Genomic DNA, 14,158 nt, shown 5'->3' with positions numbered 1-14,158 from the left:
TTTCCCTCACACTCCTGTAGATTCCTTTTATGCTTGTAACTCCTCCTAATTGTAAAAAACCTACACCTGTCAGGGGGGAGAGGGGGAGAGGATTTGACGAGTTTTGATATGGGATCGAAATATGCAATTTAAGTGCACAACAACTTATCAAGCCCGGTCAAATAATTCTAATTAATACCATTTTCTAAAAATAATGCAACGCCGGTTGCCCGCGATCCAAACCCCTATCCAGTAAGTCATTCCCAATTGTTGAATCAAAAATCAAAAATCAAAAATGCTATCAGGCAAGTAGCGAGGAGGGAGAGTCCTCTCTCGTTAAAACAAGGCCAAACTAAGCCGTTGCACAAATCAACAATTGGAATATCTGCAATTGGGAATAAATGTTCTGTACCTGATGGAATAATTTGAGCGATCGTACCCGCTGCAATTTCGATATCCACCGCACAAAAATTGTTCTCAGTCCCCGTTATTGCTACAGTAGAAGCTGACGGGGCGATCGATTTCATCTCTAGAAGAGACGCGGGTACGCGACCATTTTTTAGAAAATAGTTAGATCTACTTGGCAACATTAATTTTGTGAGTTAGTATTTTCTTAAGAATTTAGCGCAACCGCAAAAACGCTACCGACAATTATTGTCTGTTGAGCGTCGGTTGTATTTTTGGGTAACAAATGCTACCTTCTGGGTCTAACCCTTTAGACATAAAATCTTACAGTGCCGATCGATCGGGGGTCGGGCGCTAACAAACCGAACATCTACAAACCGGGCATCTACAACTACTAATTTGCAAAGAAACCTAGTTTTCGATCTGCTTCCAGGCGTGCACTCTACCAGCTCAACTAATGGTAATAAATTGTGGCGATCGACTGCCATTAGCAACTGTTAGAAACTGTACAAATTCTGAAATTGAACCATGCAACAACTGACAAATTGCCCTGTTTGTAATTCAAAAAATATCCGTTTCCGTAACAAAGCTGGCACTTCGGATGCTCCTAAAGAACCGCTGAAATGGTCGCTTTTCGGCTGTGACGATTGCGGGCTAGGATTTCTCAATCCCCAACCTACATGGGAGGAATTGATTCCATATTATCCGCCAGATTATCTGTGTTACAACACTCGCGTTGAGGATGAGGAACGAGTAGTTGAAGAAGCAAAGCGGCGGGGCGAATACCGGCACATTCCTATCCCTGTCGGCAAGCGGTTGTTGGATGTAGGATGCGGCGGAGGCTCTTTTCTGCAAGTCTTCAAAAAGCTGGGAGTTGAAGTTAAAGGGGTTGAACCTGGGGAATCTGCGGCGGCGGCGGCCCGCGATTGCGGGATCGATGTTTTTACAGGGACTTTGGAAGAATATATCGCACAAAACGGTACCGAGGAAAAGTTTGATGTTATCACCTGTTCCCACGTTTTGATGGCAACACCTTCGCCTGCCGGAACACTCAACTGCATGAGGCAATTACTGAAACCCAACGGTTATATTTGGGTGGCTGTACCGAACGCTGACTGCGAATCGGCGCGCCTGCTTGGCTGGCGGTGGCACAGCACTTATTTCCCGCGCAACATCATACAATTCACTTCCAAAACTCTGGGTAAAGCTGGAGAAGTTGCTGGCTTGCAAATTCGGCGGCACTCCACTTATTCTGTTCCAGAAGCCGTGGCTTTTTCGCTTTGTTTGCGGTGGCGCCATCGCTGGTTTATACCGCAAAAAATTTCCAGCCGCTTGCTGTCGAAAAACTATCTCAAGCGGGTGGCGCAGGAATTGGACTCGCGCGACGAAGGCGAGGCAATTTTAATGGAATTCTGTCACCCTCCAAGCCTGGATTAAGGCGTTTTGAGCAAAAATATTCGATTTGAAATTTGAAATTGGAGATTTGGGATTTGAGATTGACTGCACGTGGGCGGCTCAAAATCTCAAATCTTTTTTTTTCGCATCTGTTAAAACTTCAAAATTGGCGTTTGGCAGTTGTGCTGTCTTTGGTGTTGGCTATACTGGGAAAGAGCGAACTCTGGACTTATATCAAATCCGACGAAAACCTCCTGTTATCCTGAAACCCAAGCCGACATAGGGTTTTGTGTGTGTAGCGCGATTGTTTCAACTAGGGAGGTGTGTACTGTTGGTATGATGAATCACTGTTTCAGATTGCGATTCGGCTGACAACCAATGTCACCATCTATAGCAAGAGCCAAAAACAACTGTGTCAAAACCCAAGCATATAGTTTTAACATCCCATCCCGACAGATCTGGCACAAAACCTCATCCCATTTACTGGGGAGAAATCGATCCTCTGAAACGGGGGCCTGTGATTGGCAGCCTCAGCAAATCGTCTCACCGGAATGCGATCGGCACTCATTCGGGTTCTTACTCTGTTTATCGCGCGCTAGCAGTTGCTTCCGGCGCACTCCAAGCAGATCACCGCCCCGATTTTACCAACACATCTCCGGCAGCACACATCGGGCCGCACCCGAGTTGGGGCGATCGCGATTTGATTGTTTCTCTCGATCCCTTTGGAGGCTTGGTCAGCGAAATTTATACTTCTTTTTTACAGCAGGGATACGATATTCGACCGACAATTGCTGTAACTAAAGCTCACATTAATATGCCGGAATTGCAAGATGCCATTGCTAAAAACCGAGTAAAAATTGATGGGAAAATAGTCAAAGAAGGCGGCAATTTAGCAGTAACTAAAATTGCGATCGACCCGGTTTGGTATTTGCCGGGAATTGCTCGGCGGATCGGCGCCCAAGAAAGCGTTCTTCGCCGTGTTCTGTTCGAGCAAACAGGCGGAATGTTCTCGGATTTAGTGACGCGGCCGGACTTGCACGTTTTCTTGCCGCCAATTGGCGGAACTACGATTTATATCATTGGCGATGTCGCGAATATTTCTGACCCGGACAAGCAGTTGGCGGTACGGGTACACGATGAATGCAACGGTTCAGATGTTTTCAGTTCCGATATCTGCACTTGCCGCCCTTATTTGGTACACGGGATTGAAATTTGCATCCAAACTGCACAATCCGGCGGTTCTGGGGTAATTGTTTACTTCCGCAAGGAAGGGAGAGCTTTGGGGGAAGTGACTAAGTTTTTGGTGTACAATGCCAGAAAACGGCAGGAAGGGGGCGATCGAGCTGATGCCTATTTTGCTCGCACTGAATGTGTTGCGGGAGTTCAAGATATGCGGTTTCAAGAACTAATGCCAGACGTGCTGCACTGGTTGGGGATCTCTCGAATTGACAGTTTAGTTTCTATGAGCGATATGAAATACAATGCGATTATCAATTCTGGCATTCAGGTGGTCGATCGCATCCCCATTCCAGAAGATTGGATTCCCGCAGACGCACAAGTCGAAATTGTCGCCAAAAAAGCCGCCGGCTACTACACGCTAGACCCTGTGCCAGATGCTACAATTCTTGCAGAAGCGATCGGACGCGATTTAGGAGATTGAGAGGGCCAAGACGCGATCGGACGCGAACTATCGCGTCTCGGTCACATTAAATTATTGCTGGTTTTTGATCAGTCAGGGTAGGTTATGGCTAATTTGCGTTCTACTGTGATCGTAAAAACAGATATTTGCGGATATACCGCCAGAGTAAAAAAATTATCTCAGTCGGACTTAAGTAGTTTGTTAAACGAGCATAAAAATTTTATTTCAGATATTAGCACCAGAAATGAAGGAAGCGTGATTAAAGGGGAGGGTGATTCATTTTGGATGATTTTTCCCAGTGTCACAGCCGCGGCTGTGGCTGCGGTCGAAATGCAGCAAGAATTGAGAGCGCAACAATCTAGCAAGGCGAACGACGAACGATTGGCTATTCGCGTGTCAATTACATTGGGAGATGTGTTGCATCAAGATAAAGATATCTTTGGCGATACGGTGAATTTAACAGCGCGCATAGAATCAGTAACTCCGCCGGATGAAATATATTTGTCGCAAGCAGCATGGCTGGCGCTCAACAAAGCAGAAGTGCAAACATCTTTTGTCAACGAGTTTTCTTTGAAAGGGATGAGCGAACCTGAAAAAGTATACAAAGTTGACCAAAGTTACAAAACGCGAATTATCAAAAATCAAGCAATAATTAAAGCAGATTTGAGAGGTTTTATTGCTTATCAAGAATCGAATTCGATCAAAGATGTGGAATATTTGCTCACCAACTTTGATACTTTTGAAAAAACAATTTGCGAAGAATACGGCGGCACAATTCGGAGTATTGTTGGCGATTCGCATTTGTTGACTTTCCCGGAATCTCATTCAGCCTTAGCAGCAATGGAAAGTCTGTGCGAGAATTGGAAACTTTTTATTCACGCCAATCAAATACCTTGCGGATTGTCGGTGGGAGTTGCTAAGGGAAATTTATATATATTTCGGTCTTGCACTTACGGAAAAGATATTAACATAGCCGACAGGCTGGAAGATTTAAGTAAAATAGTAACTCCGGGTAGAGAACGAAATTCAGTCATAGTTTCCGATAAAATAAAACGCGAAGTCAGCGGCTCGAAGTGGGAATATAAGCTGATAAAAATCGATAAAAATGCGATTTTAGATAATCTTTTAGATTACAGTCAGTTTGACTTTTTTCAAGAAAACGATGTTTACCGGTGTTTGGTAGTATGAAGTTGGGCAATAGTGAACTTGAGACTGTAGAATATCTGAGAACACCGGCTGCTATTCGTCAAAAGTGCGATCGGCTTTTTGATTTAGCCCGCCTTGACAAACTCCGCTACTTCCGCGTCGATTTATCCCAACTCGACAAAGCAGCAAATTATGTAATTGACACAACGCGCCAACAGTATCCCGATTTTAACATTCCCTTTCACAGTCGCTGGCGGCATTTTGAAGCCGGCAACCTGCCGCGCGTCGCAGAATTGGATGCAGCAATAGCCGAATTTGCACTCATAGAGCAAGCTAAAATCAAATTTGATTTAGCAATTGTCAGCGTTTTGCTCGATGCCGGTGCTGGTGCAGATTGGCAGTATTGCGAACCCGAAACCGGACAGGTTTACCGCCGTTCTGAAGGGTTAGCAATAGCCAGCTTGCGGATGTTTTGTCAAGGTATTTTTTCCAGCAATCCCGATTTTCCTTGGCAAGCTGATTATCGGGGACTTTCTCAGTTAAAACTAGAAACCTTAGCGGCAGGATTTCAGGTAAGTCGAGACAATCCGCTAGTTGGTTTAACAGGCAGATTAGAATTATTGCAGCGTTTGGGAAATGCGATTTGCCAGCATCCATTATTATTTGGCAGCGAAAACCCGCGTCCCGGCAATTTGGCAAAATACTTGTTAGACAGTCGGGTTGCTGGAGTCAAAACTGTGAAGGCTTCTGAAGTGTTGAGCGCTGTTTTAACAGGTTTTGGGGAAATTTGGCCGGGAAGATATGCAATTGGTGGAGTTAATTTAGGCGATGTTTGGCGGCATCCGGCTTTAACAGGAGAAAATCTGGGAGATGAATTCGTGCCATTTCACAAACTGTCGCAGTGGTTGACTTATTCCCTGTTGGAACCGCTGCAAGAACTTGGTTTAGAAGTCGCCGGATTGGATGAGTTAACGGGATTGCCGGAGTACCGCAACGGCGGTTTGTGTTTGGATATCGGGCTGCTGCAGGCAAAAGATTCGGCTATTTTTGAACAGAGTTACTTGCCGGGTTCGGAAGTTATAGTGGAATGGCGATCGCTGACTGTGAATCTTTTAGATAAAATTGCCGCAGCTATTCGAGAAAAGCTGCATTTGAGTGCGACAGAATTGCCGCTGGTGAAGATTTTGCAAGGAGGAACTTGGGCGGCGGGGCGGAAAATTGCGGCAGAATTGAGGGCTGGTGGAGGGCCGCCAATTCAGATTGAAAGTGACGGCACTGTGTTTTAGGGGGAAGAAGGAAGAGGGAAGAAGGAAGAGGGAAGAAGGAAGAGGGAAGAGGGAAGAAGGAAGAGGGAAGAAGGAAGAAGGAAAATTATCCCCTCTTCCAACTTAAAATTCAAAATTCAAACCTGAAAACTATACCTCACACTACACTCCGCACAAGCTGCTTAGCGGCAAGTGCGATATTTGACGTGATAAACTAAACCGCGATGAGCCAAGTCGAAGGAGTCAACGGTGGCCATGCCGCCACCGCGGGCTGTCATTGCAGCATTTACTCTCATATTTACACTGTCGCCGCAGCGAGACCAAACATTAGCTACAGTGGCTAAACTATCTCGAACATTGTAGTTAGTTTCGCCACTGAAATTCCGATTAAAAATGGGTCCGCGGGTTCCAGCGAAAAAGTATTCTGCTCGCAGGTTGCCTGTGGTTTTGGGAGCAACGTAGCCGCGGTAATCAGCATCGTAGATAGAAATTTGGTAGCCTTGGGGTACTTTGATGGGAATGCTCAGATTGCAACTTTTCCGGCTTTCTGTTGAGACATTTCCCTGGGCTGCAAACTTATCAAATAAGATGGTGAGTTCTTGACCGTCGGGGCTGACGCTGACGCTGGCGGAGCGATCTGGGCAACCGCTACCGCCGTAGCTTGCACCTAAAATTTGAACTGCCGGATTAGCCAAGGCGGGGCTGATAGAAGCAGTCATTAATGCCGTAGCTAGCAATAGTTTTACAAACTTCATGGATGTTCTCCTTAATAAGTTCAGTTGTGAGTTAGGAGCACCCTAAAAAAATGGAACTGAATTTAGGTAATGTTTTTTACACTTGGATATGACCGCCTTCACGTTGAAAGATGAAAAGCCAGTCAAGCCAAGCTTATAACCTCATGTGCAGTTCCTATTCAGGTTTTTTCGATTAGTGAATTAACCGAAAAACAATATTTTCTGCTGATACTTCTTAAGATTCATATCTGTTGGTGAAAGTTCCGGAAAATTCCGGTGCTTGAATCCGGATCTTTGTTAGTGGGCTTGGACGAAGTGCCAGACAGCTAGATTAGTCGGGAGGCTTTTGAACCCGGATATGCGTTCTCATGAAGAGCGCGGGAAGGAGAGGAAGCGAGAAAATGAAGTTCTTGTGATTTTCAAACCTCGCATTATTTAGTATCCCGCTGTGCAGATGCAAGGCAAGTCTAGGAGCAAATTTTATTGGCGCAGTATTCGTGTTTTCAATAGGGGTTTGATATAAGTAGTCCTGGAGGCAGGGGCGGCCATAAACCTGTTTTTTTTTCGTCAAGAGTGCCTCAATGACTGATAAGTTAGAATAAAGCAAATTAATTGTTCAAAAAAATGAGTGCTAAAGTTACTGTCATCGACCATCCTTTAATACAGCACAAGTTAACTCTCATGCGGCAAACTCAAACGAGCACGGCGAAATTTCGCCAACTGCTGAAAGAGATTGGAATGCTGCTAGCTTATGAAGTCACGCGAGATTTGCCGCTAAAATACGAACAAATAGAAACGCCGATCGCCCAAATGAATGCACCGGTGCTGGCTGCAGAAAAGAAAATTGTTATTATTTCGATTATGCGCGCCGGCCAGGGACTTTTAGATAGTATTTTAGAGCTGATTCCGTCTGCGAGGGTAGGACATATTGGTTTGTACCGCGATCCGACAACTCGGATGGCGATCGAATATTATTTCAAAGTTCCCCAAGATATTGAACAGCGAGATGTTTTAATTGTCGATCCGATGTTGGCTACTGGTAATTCAGCAGTCGCGGCAGTGGATAGGCTGAAAGAAGTTAATCCGAAGTCTATTAAATTTTTGTGCTTGCTAGCGGCACCGGAGGGAGTGGGGCACTTTCACGAACAGCACCCTGACGTGCAGATTTATACGGCTGCAGTTGACGAGTGTTTGGACGAGCACGGCTATATTGTACCCGGACTGGGAGATGCGGGCGATCGGCTTTACGGCACTATGTGAATTCAACAAAATGATTTTGGGCTGTATATGTCAATACATTCATTTAAAAATAAGTTTACTAACATAACTATTGGTTTGATAGTGCCAGACAATGTAAATTGTAAGATTTTCATGTCAGTAAAAGCCTATATACAGCAAGGGTTGTAGGATTTTCTTACATTATATTCGTAAATTGCATTATCTCAATGTATTTACTGCATTTTATGGCTAAATTCTCTGCCTTTAGTGTAATTAATTGCAGGAATTAGTTCATAAAATAGATGTATGACACTAACCGTTTGCGATCGACTACTAACAATTTTTGGACGAGGAAAAAACAATGGAGACTACAGCACAGAAAGAAGCCCCACATCAGCCTGTTGAGGAAGTGAAAATTAACAATATCAACAGTTTGGAGTTTGAGCTTTGGGCTAAAGCGGTGAAACGGCAGATGATTGCAGCACTCTCTAAAAAGGGCTCGCTTTGACATCTCTGAGTTTGTTGTGCGCAAGTGGCGTTAATTAAATTAACAAAATTTTTGTCTGCATTGTTGTCCAAAAGCTATAAGTGGGGAGGGGAAGAGTTTTGAGATTGCGCCTCTCGACGAGTTGCAGGAGGGGGAGAAGAAAGCATTTTCCTGATTCCTAGTTTTGGACGCACGGGTGGAAGGAAACCGGGTTTTTTTACGAAAATACTTCTGTTGCAATCGGCAGAAACGGTAAAAAAGCCCGGTTTCTTGGTGTCGAGAGTGGCTTCGGGACTGTTTTCTCTGCCGAATGCTTTGGGCCAGATTACGATCGCCTGTCAACCGCCGCTAGCAAGCGCAGACTTCCGTCTTGAACCTGCACTGCTTTCACCGTTCCCACAGCAACTCTTTGTTGACCGTTAGCCATCGCTACCTCAATCTTAATCTTGGGGTCAGCCTGCAATCCCAGTCGCCCCCAGAGCCACTTGACTTGAGTAGCAGGAAAAGAGCGCACTTCTACGTCTGAAAAGGGCGAATTAACCCAGCGGCTGCCGTCGTAAAAACTCGCTACCTGGACCTGATACCAAACTTGTTGTCCTGCCAATTTTAACTCGTTTTTCGGTTCGGGTTCCAGCCACTCAGCGGGATTGATACTGCTAATTAAAGTAGCAGAACCCATAATTTGACTCTTGTGCCTTTCTAAACTTTCAGCCTTAGAAACTGCTTCCTCAAGTTTGTTGACCAAATTCCGAATTCGAGTTCTTGTTTCGCTGTCAGTATCTGATTGCTGGTCGAGCCAATTCATCGCCTCGCGAGTTCCGTCTTGAGACGCTACAATGAGCGCGCCCCAAGCCTTGACATCGGCGTCAGCGGAATTTACTCTCAAGGCGGCGTCTATGCGGTTCCAGATCCGCCCGCCGTCATTTTTGAGGGTTGTGGCAATTTCGTGACTGTTGCTCGGATCGGCTTCAAATACTTGCAAAGCTTCGCTCCAGCGGCCGTCGATCAATTCTGCGAGAACTTGTTGACCGGGACTGGCCCAAGATGCGATCGCCTGAGCCCGAGTAATTTTAGCGTGAAATTCGATCGTTTCTAGCTGAGCTTGCGCGACTGCGGGCCAATTTTTGCCGGCTTTCCCCTTCGCCACACGCATGACATTTAATGCTGGAGACCACAGCCCGCTTTTGGCAAGTCGCAGCCCATTTTTGTAAGTCTCGTCATTGAAGGCAAACTCTTCTAAAGAAATCGCCGTTAACTGAACGGGGTTGGGCAAAAATTTGCGCGGACCAATTTGATAAAGGGTAAATTGCGGCTCTAAACCAACTGTTTGGTCGATCGCCAACTGCGGATTTGAACCCTTAACAATTTGTTGCCAATTCGGCGGTTGTCCGGCCGCACTTACCCAATCCAAAAGCGAGATTAAATGATTTTGGCTGGGGTTGTAGCGAACGACTTGTCCGTAAGGAATTTTCTTGTCGCCCCGCACCAGTTTACCGCTGACATTAAACCAAATGCCCGATGCGGGGGGCTTTCCGTCAAAGCGGCGCAGTTCTGTTAGGGGTAGCGACTGATTGGAGGCTTGATTGTTAGATGTCGAGTCAGCTAAAGAAGCAATGACAAAAGATTCCGCAGGGCCTTCTAGATTCAGAGAACTTGCTAACTGAAAATACTGCTCTTTATCCGAATAGCGATCGGGAAGCTGCACCCGCTGGTACACCCGAAGTTCGACAATTTGACGGCAAGGATTTTTGCAAACAGTAGAAGCGTTAACAGTCCTTTCCACCATCACCGGCAAGAGCAAATCGGAAATAGAATTATCGACGGGAAGCGGCAGGGGTTCTCCGGTTATAAATCCCAATTTGCGGATGCTGGCTTTGATTTGATCGAGAGTTTGGATCGAATCTCTGCTACCTGTAGGCAGGCGCGACCATCCAGGCACAAACTGAGAGATCAATTTGTTGCCGTTAGGATCGACAATGAGCTGGTAACTCAGCCAAGCGCCACCTCCCATCAAAGCAGAGCAGCCGCACAAGATGCTGAGGGCTGTCACATTAGCTACCAGTCTTTTCCAGGGATATCTGGCGGGAGTTAGGGGAACAGGTATTGGAAGCTGGGACTCTTGAAGATTTTTGGGGCGTCGGGTTTGACGGCGGCGTCTTGTCGGAGGAGGAGCAACTTTGCGATTTTCTGGGGGTTTGACTCGATTTTTTGAGGGGTTAATTTTGTGTTCCATCGTCCCATTTTAGAATTTAGATTTTAGAATTTAGAGTTTAAAATTGCAATAGCCGATCGTACTGCCGACCTATGATATCCCAGGTGTATTGACTTTCAACGAGCGATCGCGCGCTGACAGAGAGATCCTGTCTTAACTGCTGATTTTCAAACAAACTGGTAATCGCCTCAACATACTCCTGAACTTTGTTCGCCCGCAAGGCCCTTCTCGGTTGTGGGCCGCCCTCGACGGCTAAACCCTCCAAACCTCGATCGCTAGCAACGACAGGGGTTCCCGCAGCCATCGCCTCCAAAGTTTTATTTTTAATTCCAAAACCAATCCGCATCGGCACCACACAAACAGCAGCTTGATGCAAATATTCTGCCACCCTTTGCACCCGACCTACTACTTGAATTCCCGGGAGTTTCCCCAAGGCGAGCACTTCCGGGACAGGCGAAGCCCCTACTAAGGTGAGGGTAGCATCGGGATAGCGCTGCTGCAAAAGCGGCAGTATTTGTAAAGTGAGAAATCGCGCCGCGTCTATATTGGGCAAATTGTTCATTGCGCCTGCAAAAATTAAGGTGTGTCCTCCCGGGTCGATCGACCGGTACGGAAATGCGGCCAAATCTACCCCGTTAGGAATTACATCAATGGGAGGTACAAAAAAATCCTGTTTTCCTCGCACCCGAACCGGAGGCGACAGTAATTCTAGGAGTTGCTCTCTGTCTGTGGATGTTGTGGCGACAATGCGGGAAAATTTGGAACAGTAGCGTTTTTCGTAGCGGGCGAGTAGCGGTAAATTCAGTCGATCGCGCAGGGGTTTTTCGGAGGTGCCGGTTGCTAACATTTCCCTGCAAGTTCCCCAAACGGAACTGTGAATGTTTGCCACTGTCAGCACTTTTTGCCGCCATTCCGGACGCACGTAAATCTCGTTAACGCTGTGTTCGCAGGTGACAGCATCGCATTTGCCTGCTGTTACCAACTCGTCTGCCCAATTCTGCATTGCTTGCGAGTAGCTTGAGAGTACGTTCGGAGGCGTCCCGGACAACAAAAATCGACCGAATCTGTGGAATTTTCCTATTATTTCAGAGAACCCCCCCTCAGTCCCCCCCTGATTAAGGGGGGGAGGCAAGAAGCCCTCCTCAAGCCCCTGGTTAAGGGCAGGAAATAACCCCCCCTCAGTCCCCCCCTTGTTAAGGGGGGGAGGTAAGAATCCTTCCTCAAGCCCCTGGTGGAGTCTTAGCCCCCCCTTGACCAGGGGGGGTTGGGGGGGTGTCTGCGGGTTGGGAAAAACTGCTAATTCTGTGACTTGCTGGCGCAATGCGTCGATTTGTGCGTCGGTGACATCGGGCGATCGCACAGTGCCGAGAAATACATCATGCCGCCGGCTCAAGTATTGCAATAAATTAAACGTCCTCACCTGAGTTCCTCCGCGGCTTGGCGGATAGGGAAAAGTCGAGGAAAGCATTAAAATCTTCATGGGATGTCAGATAAATAAAGTTGCAGCCAAGCGATAAAATTGATCGATCGAATCTTTTTTACAATCCTCGTACCTATGGACGAATTATCTGTTAAGGCGCTGCTGGAAGACTTGAAAAAGTCCGACGAAAGCGTGCGCGATCGGGCAACTACAGAACTCTGGCACACTTGGTTTAACCAGAAGGGTGACTATGGGATGCAAATTCTCAGGCGATCGCAAGTTTTACTAGATGCAGGCGATGTTAGCCGCGCCTTGGATTTGCTGACGAAACTGATTTCGGAAGCGCCGGATTTTGCTGAAGCTTGGAACCGGCGCGCCGTACTTCACTATACCCAAGGAAATTATAAAAAGTCGATCGACGACTGCCAAACCGTTCTTCAACTGAACCCGGTTCATTTTGGGGCTTTGCACGGTCTGGGTTTGTGCTACGCTGCCTTGGGAGAATACATAAATGCTATTCAAGCTTTTCGCCGCGCTTTGGAAATTCAACCCTTTGCTTTGGTGAATCAAAAGTTAATTCTTGAATGTACAGCTCGTTTGAGTTAAAAAAGAAGGAAGAAGGAAGAAGGAAGAAGGAAGAAGGAAGAAGGAAGAAAATCAATGGGTTCAGGATTTTTTTGCGATTTAAAATCTCAAATCTCAAGTGGTGCTTGTGCCGAAAATTAGCGTTTGCATTCCTACTTGCAATCGAGTGCATCTGCTGGCTTGTGCGATCGCCAGCGTGCTAGCTCAAACTTATACAGATTTTGAATTAATTGTCTGCGATGACGGCTCAACTGACAGCACTCCTCTGTTGATGTCGGAATTTGTAGGTCGCGGGATTCGCTACATTCGCCACCCCCAGAATATCGGCAAAAGCAATAATATGCGATCGGGTTTTGCGGCCGCAAGGGGCGAATATTTTATCAAGTTTGACGATGACGATCGCCTGAGCGCGCAATTTCTAGAGCGGACATCTGCTATTTTAGATCGAGACTCCAGCATCGATTTTGTCAGTACCGATCACTGGGTGATCGACATTCACAATTATATTGACGAAACTCAGACGCAACTCAATTCGCAGCGGTGGGGCCGCACCGAGTTGTCGGCTGGAATTATTGAAGATTTGCTCTCCACAGTTTTTCTAAGACAAAGTTTGCAAATAGGGGCAACTTTGTTTCGCCGCCGCGCGCTGGAAGAAGTCGGATTTCTGCGCCCGAACTTGCAAAATTGCGAAGATAACGATTTGTTTGTGAGACTTGCGATTGCGGGCAAAAAGTGCTATTACTTGCCGGATCTGTTGATGGAGTATCGATTTCACGCAGGACAGCAAGGAGTCGATCGGGCAATTCCGTATTTAAGCGATAAATTGCGCTATTTGATCGGCTACGAATTTGATTCCGAGAAGTTGGAAACAGTCAGGCTCAAAAGGATTGCAGAAACTCAATTAGCACTGGGTTTGCGGCTGATTGAGGTGGGTGAAACTGCAAAAGGGCGGCTGATGGTGCGAGCTGGAAAGTCTGTTTCTGAGGCGAAAATGTGGGCGGGTTTGGGATTGTCGCTGCTGCCCGTCGAGTTGCGTCCAAGGGCTTTTGCGGCTGTACGGGAGTTGTTGAAACGGGAGTTGTGAAGGCGTAGGATTTCTACAGAATACGCGGCGGTTGAAACCGCATCTATACACAGAAAACCCGCAAGGCAAGAGTTGAAGAGTCGGCGGTGAAAATTACGTTTATACAGACAAAACCCACCGACACAGGTTTGAATTCTTGATTTTCTTCAGTCTCCCTCTGCTGGGACGAGAGGCAAGTCTAGACGAGGTTTTAACCGCCGAGTCTTCTGGCGTGTCGTTTTACAAGCAGAAATTATCCGAATGATACAGCAGATTCCACGTTTATGAAGTACACCCAGATTGCTCTTCTATTGCTGTAGGGACACGGCAGTGCCGTGTCCCTACCTCTGTTGTGTACCTCACTAACCTGAAAAGTGCTGTATAGCGGGTAGCCACGGAATATCTGTAGCACCTGGATCGTAGCCAAGTTGTTTGAGCAGTGTGGTAATTTGTCCTCTATGGTGAGTTTGATGATTGAACATATGTGTTACCAGAACCCAAGTTGGTAGCACGCGGCATTTACCATCTACATTAGACATCTCCAAAAACAATTAAAGCCTTTGTGTAACGCCGGCTGTATGACGTAAATGCAATCATCATAAATTAGCGA

At 46.5% G+C, this 14,158-nt stretch carries 13 protein-coding genes; 8 read left to right on the top strand and 5 right to left on the bottom strand.

Annotated elements, in window-relative coordinates; translation table 11 throughout:
- Positions 1 to 254: 254 nt before the first annotated feature.
- On the bottom strand, positions 255 to 569 hold the full coding sequence (locus QUA99_RS29890) for a hypothetical protein (RefSeq protein WP_333244266.1): 315 nt from the start codon (positions 567 to 569) through the stop codon (positions 255 to 257).
- A 343-nt stretch (positions 570 to 912) separates the two neighbouring features.
- Between QUA99_RS29890 and QUA99_RS29885 the strand changes: the two genes are divergently transcribed.
- The 4 genes from QUA99_RS29885 (at position 913) to QUA99_RS29870 (ending at position 5,850) form a co-directional block, all read left to right on the top strand.
- Positions 913 to 1,821 carry a class I SAM-dependent methyltransferase gene (locus QUA99_RS29885; RefSeq protein WP_333244269.1) on the top strand — a complete coding sequence of 303 codons (909 nt, stop codon included), beginning with the start codon at positions 913 to 915 and terminating at the stop codon, positions 1,819 to 1,821.
- Between the two features lie 370 nt (positions 1,822 to 2,191).
- Positions 2,192 to 3,439 carry a GTP cyclohydrolase II gene (locus QUA99_RS29880; RefSeq protein ID WP_333244273.1) on the top strand — a complete coding sequence of 416 codons (1,248 nt, stop codon included), beginning with the start codon at positions 2,192 to 2,194 and terminating at the stop codon, positions 3,437 to 3,439.
- Positions 3,440 to 3,523: 84 nt separating this feature from the next.
- Positions 3,524 to 4,606, top strand: a complete 1,083-nt coding sequence (locus tag QUA99_RS29875; RefSeq protein WP_333244274.1) for an adenylate/guanylate cyclase domain-containing protein — start codon at positions 3,524 to 3,526, stop codon at positions 4,604 to 4,606.
- Entirely contained in the window at positions 4,603 to 5,850 is a 1,248-nt protein-coding gene (locus QUA99_RS29870) for a URC4/urg3 family protein (RefSeq protein WP_333244276.1), read from the top strand. Before QUA99_RS29875 ends, QUA99_RS29870 begins: the two co-directional genes overlap by 4 nt.
- A gap of 161 nt (positions 5,851 to 6,011) precedes the next feature.
- Here the strand turns inward: QUA99_RS29870 and QUA99_RS29865 are convergent, their stop codons facing one another.
- Positions 6,012 to 6,584 (bottom strand): DUF4360 domain-containing protein, encoded by a 573-nt coding sequence (locus QUA99_RS29865; RefSeq protein WP_333244279.1) that lies wholly within the window; start codon positions 6,582 to 6,584, stop codon positions 6,012 to 6,014.
- Between the two features lie 603 nt (positions 6,585 to 7,187).
- On the opposite strand from QUA99_RS29865, the gene upp reads away from it, so the two are divergent.
- Both upp and QUA99_RS29855 read left to right on the top strand, forming a co-directional pair.
- Positions 7,188 to 7,823 (top strand): uracil phosphoribosyltransferase, encoded by a 636-nt coding sequence (gene upp / locus QUA99_RS29860; RefSeq protein ID WP_333244282.1) that lies wholly within the window; start codon positions 7,188 to 7,190, stop codon positions 7,821 to 7,823.
- Positions 7,824 to 8,142: 319 nt separating this feature from the next.
- Complete coding sequence (locus QUA99_RS29855; protein ID WP_333244285.1) at positions 8,143 to 8,289, top strand: hypothetical protein; 147 nt, start codon at positions 8,143 to 8,145, stop codon at positions 8,287 to 8,289.
- Positions 8,290 to 8,593: 304 nt separating this feature from the next.
- Here the strand turns inward: QUA99_RS29855 and QUA99_RS29850 are convergent, their stop codons facing one another.
- Both QUA99_RS29850 and QUA99_RS29845 read right to left on the bottom strand, forming a co-directional pair.
- Positions 8,594 to 10,501, bottom strand: coding sequence for a hypothetical protein (locus QUA99_RS29850; protein ID WP_333244288.1), 1,908 nt, complete (start codon positions 10,499 to 10,501; stop codon positions 8,594 to 8,596).
- A 37-nt stretch (positions 10,502 to 10,538) separates the two neighbouring features.
- Entirely contained in the window at positions 10,539 to 11,960 is a 1,422-nt protein-coding gene (locus QUA99_RS29845) for a glycosyltransferase family 4 protein (RefSeq protein ID WP_333244291.1), read from the bottom strand.
- A gap of 75 nt (positions 11,961 to 12,035) precedes the next feature.
- Between QUA99_RS29845 and QUA99_RS29840 the strand changes: the two genes are divergently transcribed.
- Positions 12,036 to 12,506: a tetratricopeptide repeat protein gene (locus tag QUA99_RS29840; protein ID WP_333244294.1), complete on the top strand. Its 471-nt coding sequence runs from the start codon at positions 12,036 to 12,038 to the stop codon at positions 12,504 to 12,506.
- Between the two features lie 106 nt (positions 12,507 to 12,612).
- A complete protein-coding gene (locus tag QUA99_RS29835; RefSeq protein WP_333244298.1) occupies positions 12,613 to 13,569 on the top strand; it encodes a glycosyltransferase family 2 protein in 957 nt (318 codons plus the stop codon).
- A 341-nt stretch (positions 13,570 to 13,910) separates the two neighbouring features.
- Here QUA99_RS29835 and QUA99_RS29830 read toward each other — a convergent pair whose 3' ends face one another.
- The gene (locus QUA99_RS29830; RefSeq protein WP_333244301.1) at positions 13,911 to 14,087 is read right to left on the bottom strand and encodes a DinB family protein; all 177 of its coding nucleotides are present in this window, start codon (positions 14,085 to 14,087) and stop codon (positions 13,911 to 13,913) included.
- Between the last annotated feature and the right edge of the window lie 71 nt (positions 14,088 to 14,158).

This window comes from Microcoleus sp. F10-B2, from assembly GCF_036704965.1.
Taxonomy (GTDB): domain Bacteria; phylum Cyanobacteriota; class Cyanobacteriia; order Cyanobacteriales; family Microcoleaceae; genus Microcoleus.
Note: the sequence above shows the minus strand (reverse complement) of the source record. Positions and strands in the feature narration are given on the sequence as shown.

Excerpts from the sequence above, each read along its gene's own strand:
- QUA99_RS29890 (WP_333244266.1), bottom strand. The coding sequence starts at position 569 with ATGTTGCCAAGTAGATCTAACTATTTTCTAAAAAATGGTCGCGTACCC.
- QUA99_RS29885 (WP_333244269.1), top strand. The coding sequence starts at position 913 with ATGCAACAACTGACAAATTGCCCTGTTTGTAATTCAAAAAATATCCGT.
- QUA99_RS29875 (WP_333244274.1), top strand. The coding sequence starts at position 3,524 with ATGGCTAATTTGCGTTCTACTGTGATCGTAAAAACAGATATTTGCGGA.
- QUA99_RS29870 (WP_333244276.1), top strand. The coding sequence starts at position 4,603 with ATGAAGTTGGGCAATAGTGAACTTGAGACTGTAGAATATCTGAGAACA.
- QUA99_RS29865 (WP_333244279.1), bottom strand. The coding sequence starts at position 6,584 with ATGAAGTTTGTAAAACTATTGCTAGCTACGGCATTAATGACTGCTTCT.
- upp (WP_333244282.1), top strand. The coding sequence starts at position 7,188 with ATGAGTGCTAAAGTTACTGTCATCGACCATCCTTTAATACAGCACAAG.
- QUA99_RS29855 (WP_333244285.1), top strand. The coding sequence starts at position 8,143 with ATGGAGACTACAGCACAGAAAGAAGCCCCACATCAGCCTGTTGAGGAA.
- QUA99_RS29850 (WP_333244288.1), bottom strand. The coding sequence starts at position 10,501 with ATGGAACACAAAATTAACCCCTCAAAAAATCGAGTCAAACCCCCAGAA.
- QUA99_RS29845 (WP_333244291.1), bottom strand. The coding sequence starts at position 11,960 with ATGAAGATTTTAATGCTTTCCTCGACTTTTCCCTATCCGCCAAGCCGC.
- QUA99_RS29840 (WP_333244294.1), top strand. The coding sequence starts at position 12,036 with ATGGACGAATTATCTGTTAAGGCGCTGCTGGAAGACTTGAAAAAGTCC.
- QUA99_RS29830 (WP_333244301.1), bottom strand. The coding sequence starts at position 14,087 with ATGTCTAATGTAGATGGTAAATGCCGCGTGCTACCAACTTGGGTTCTG.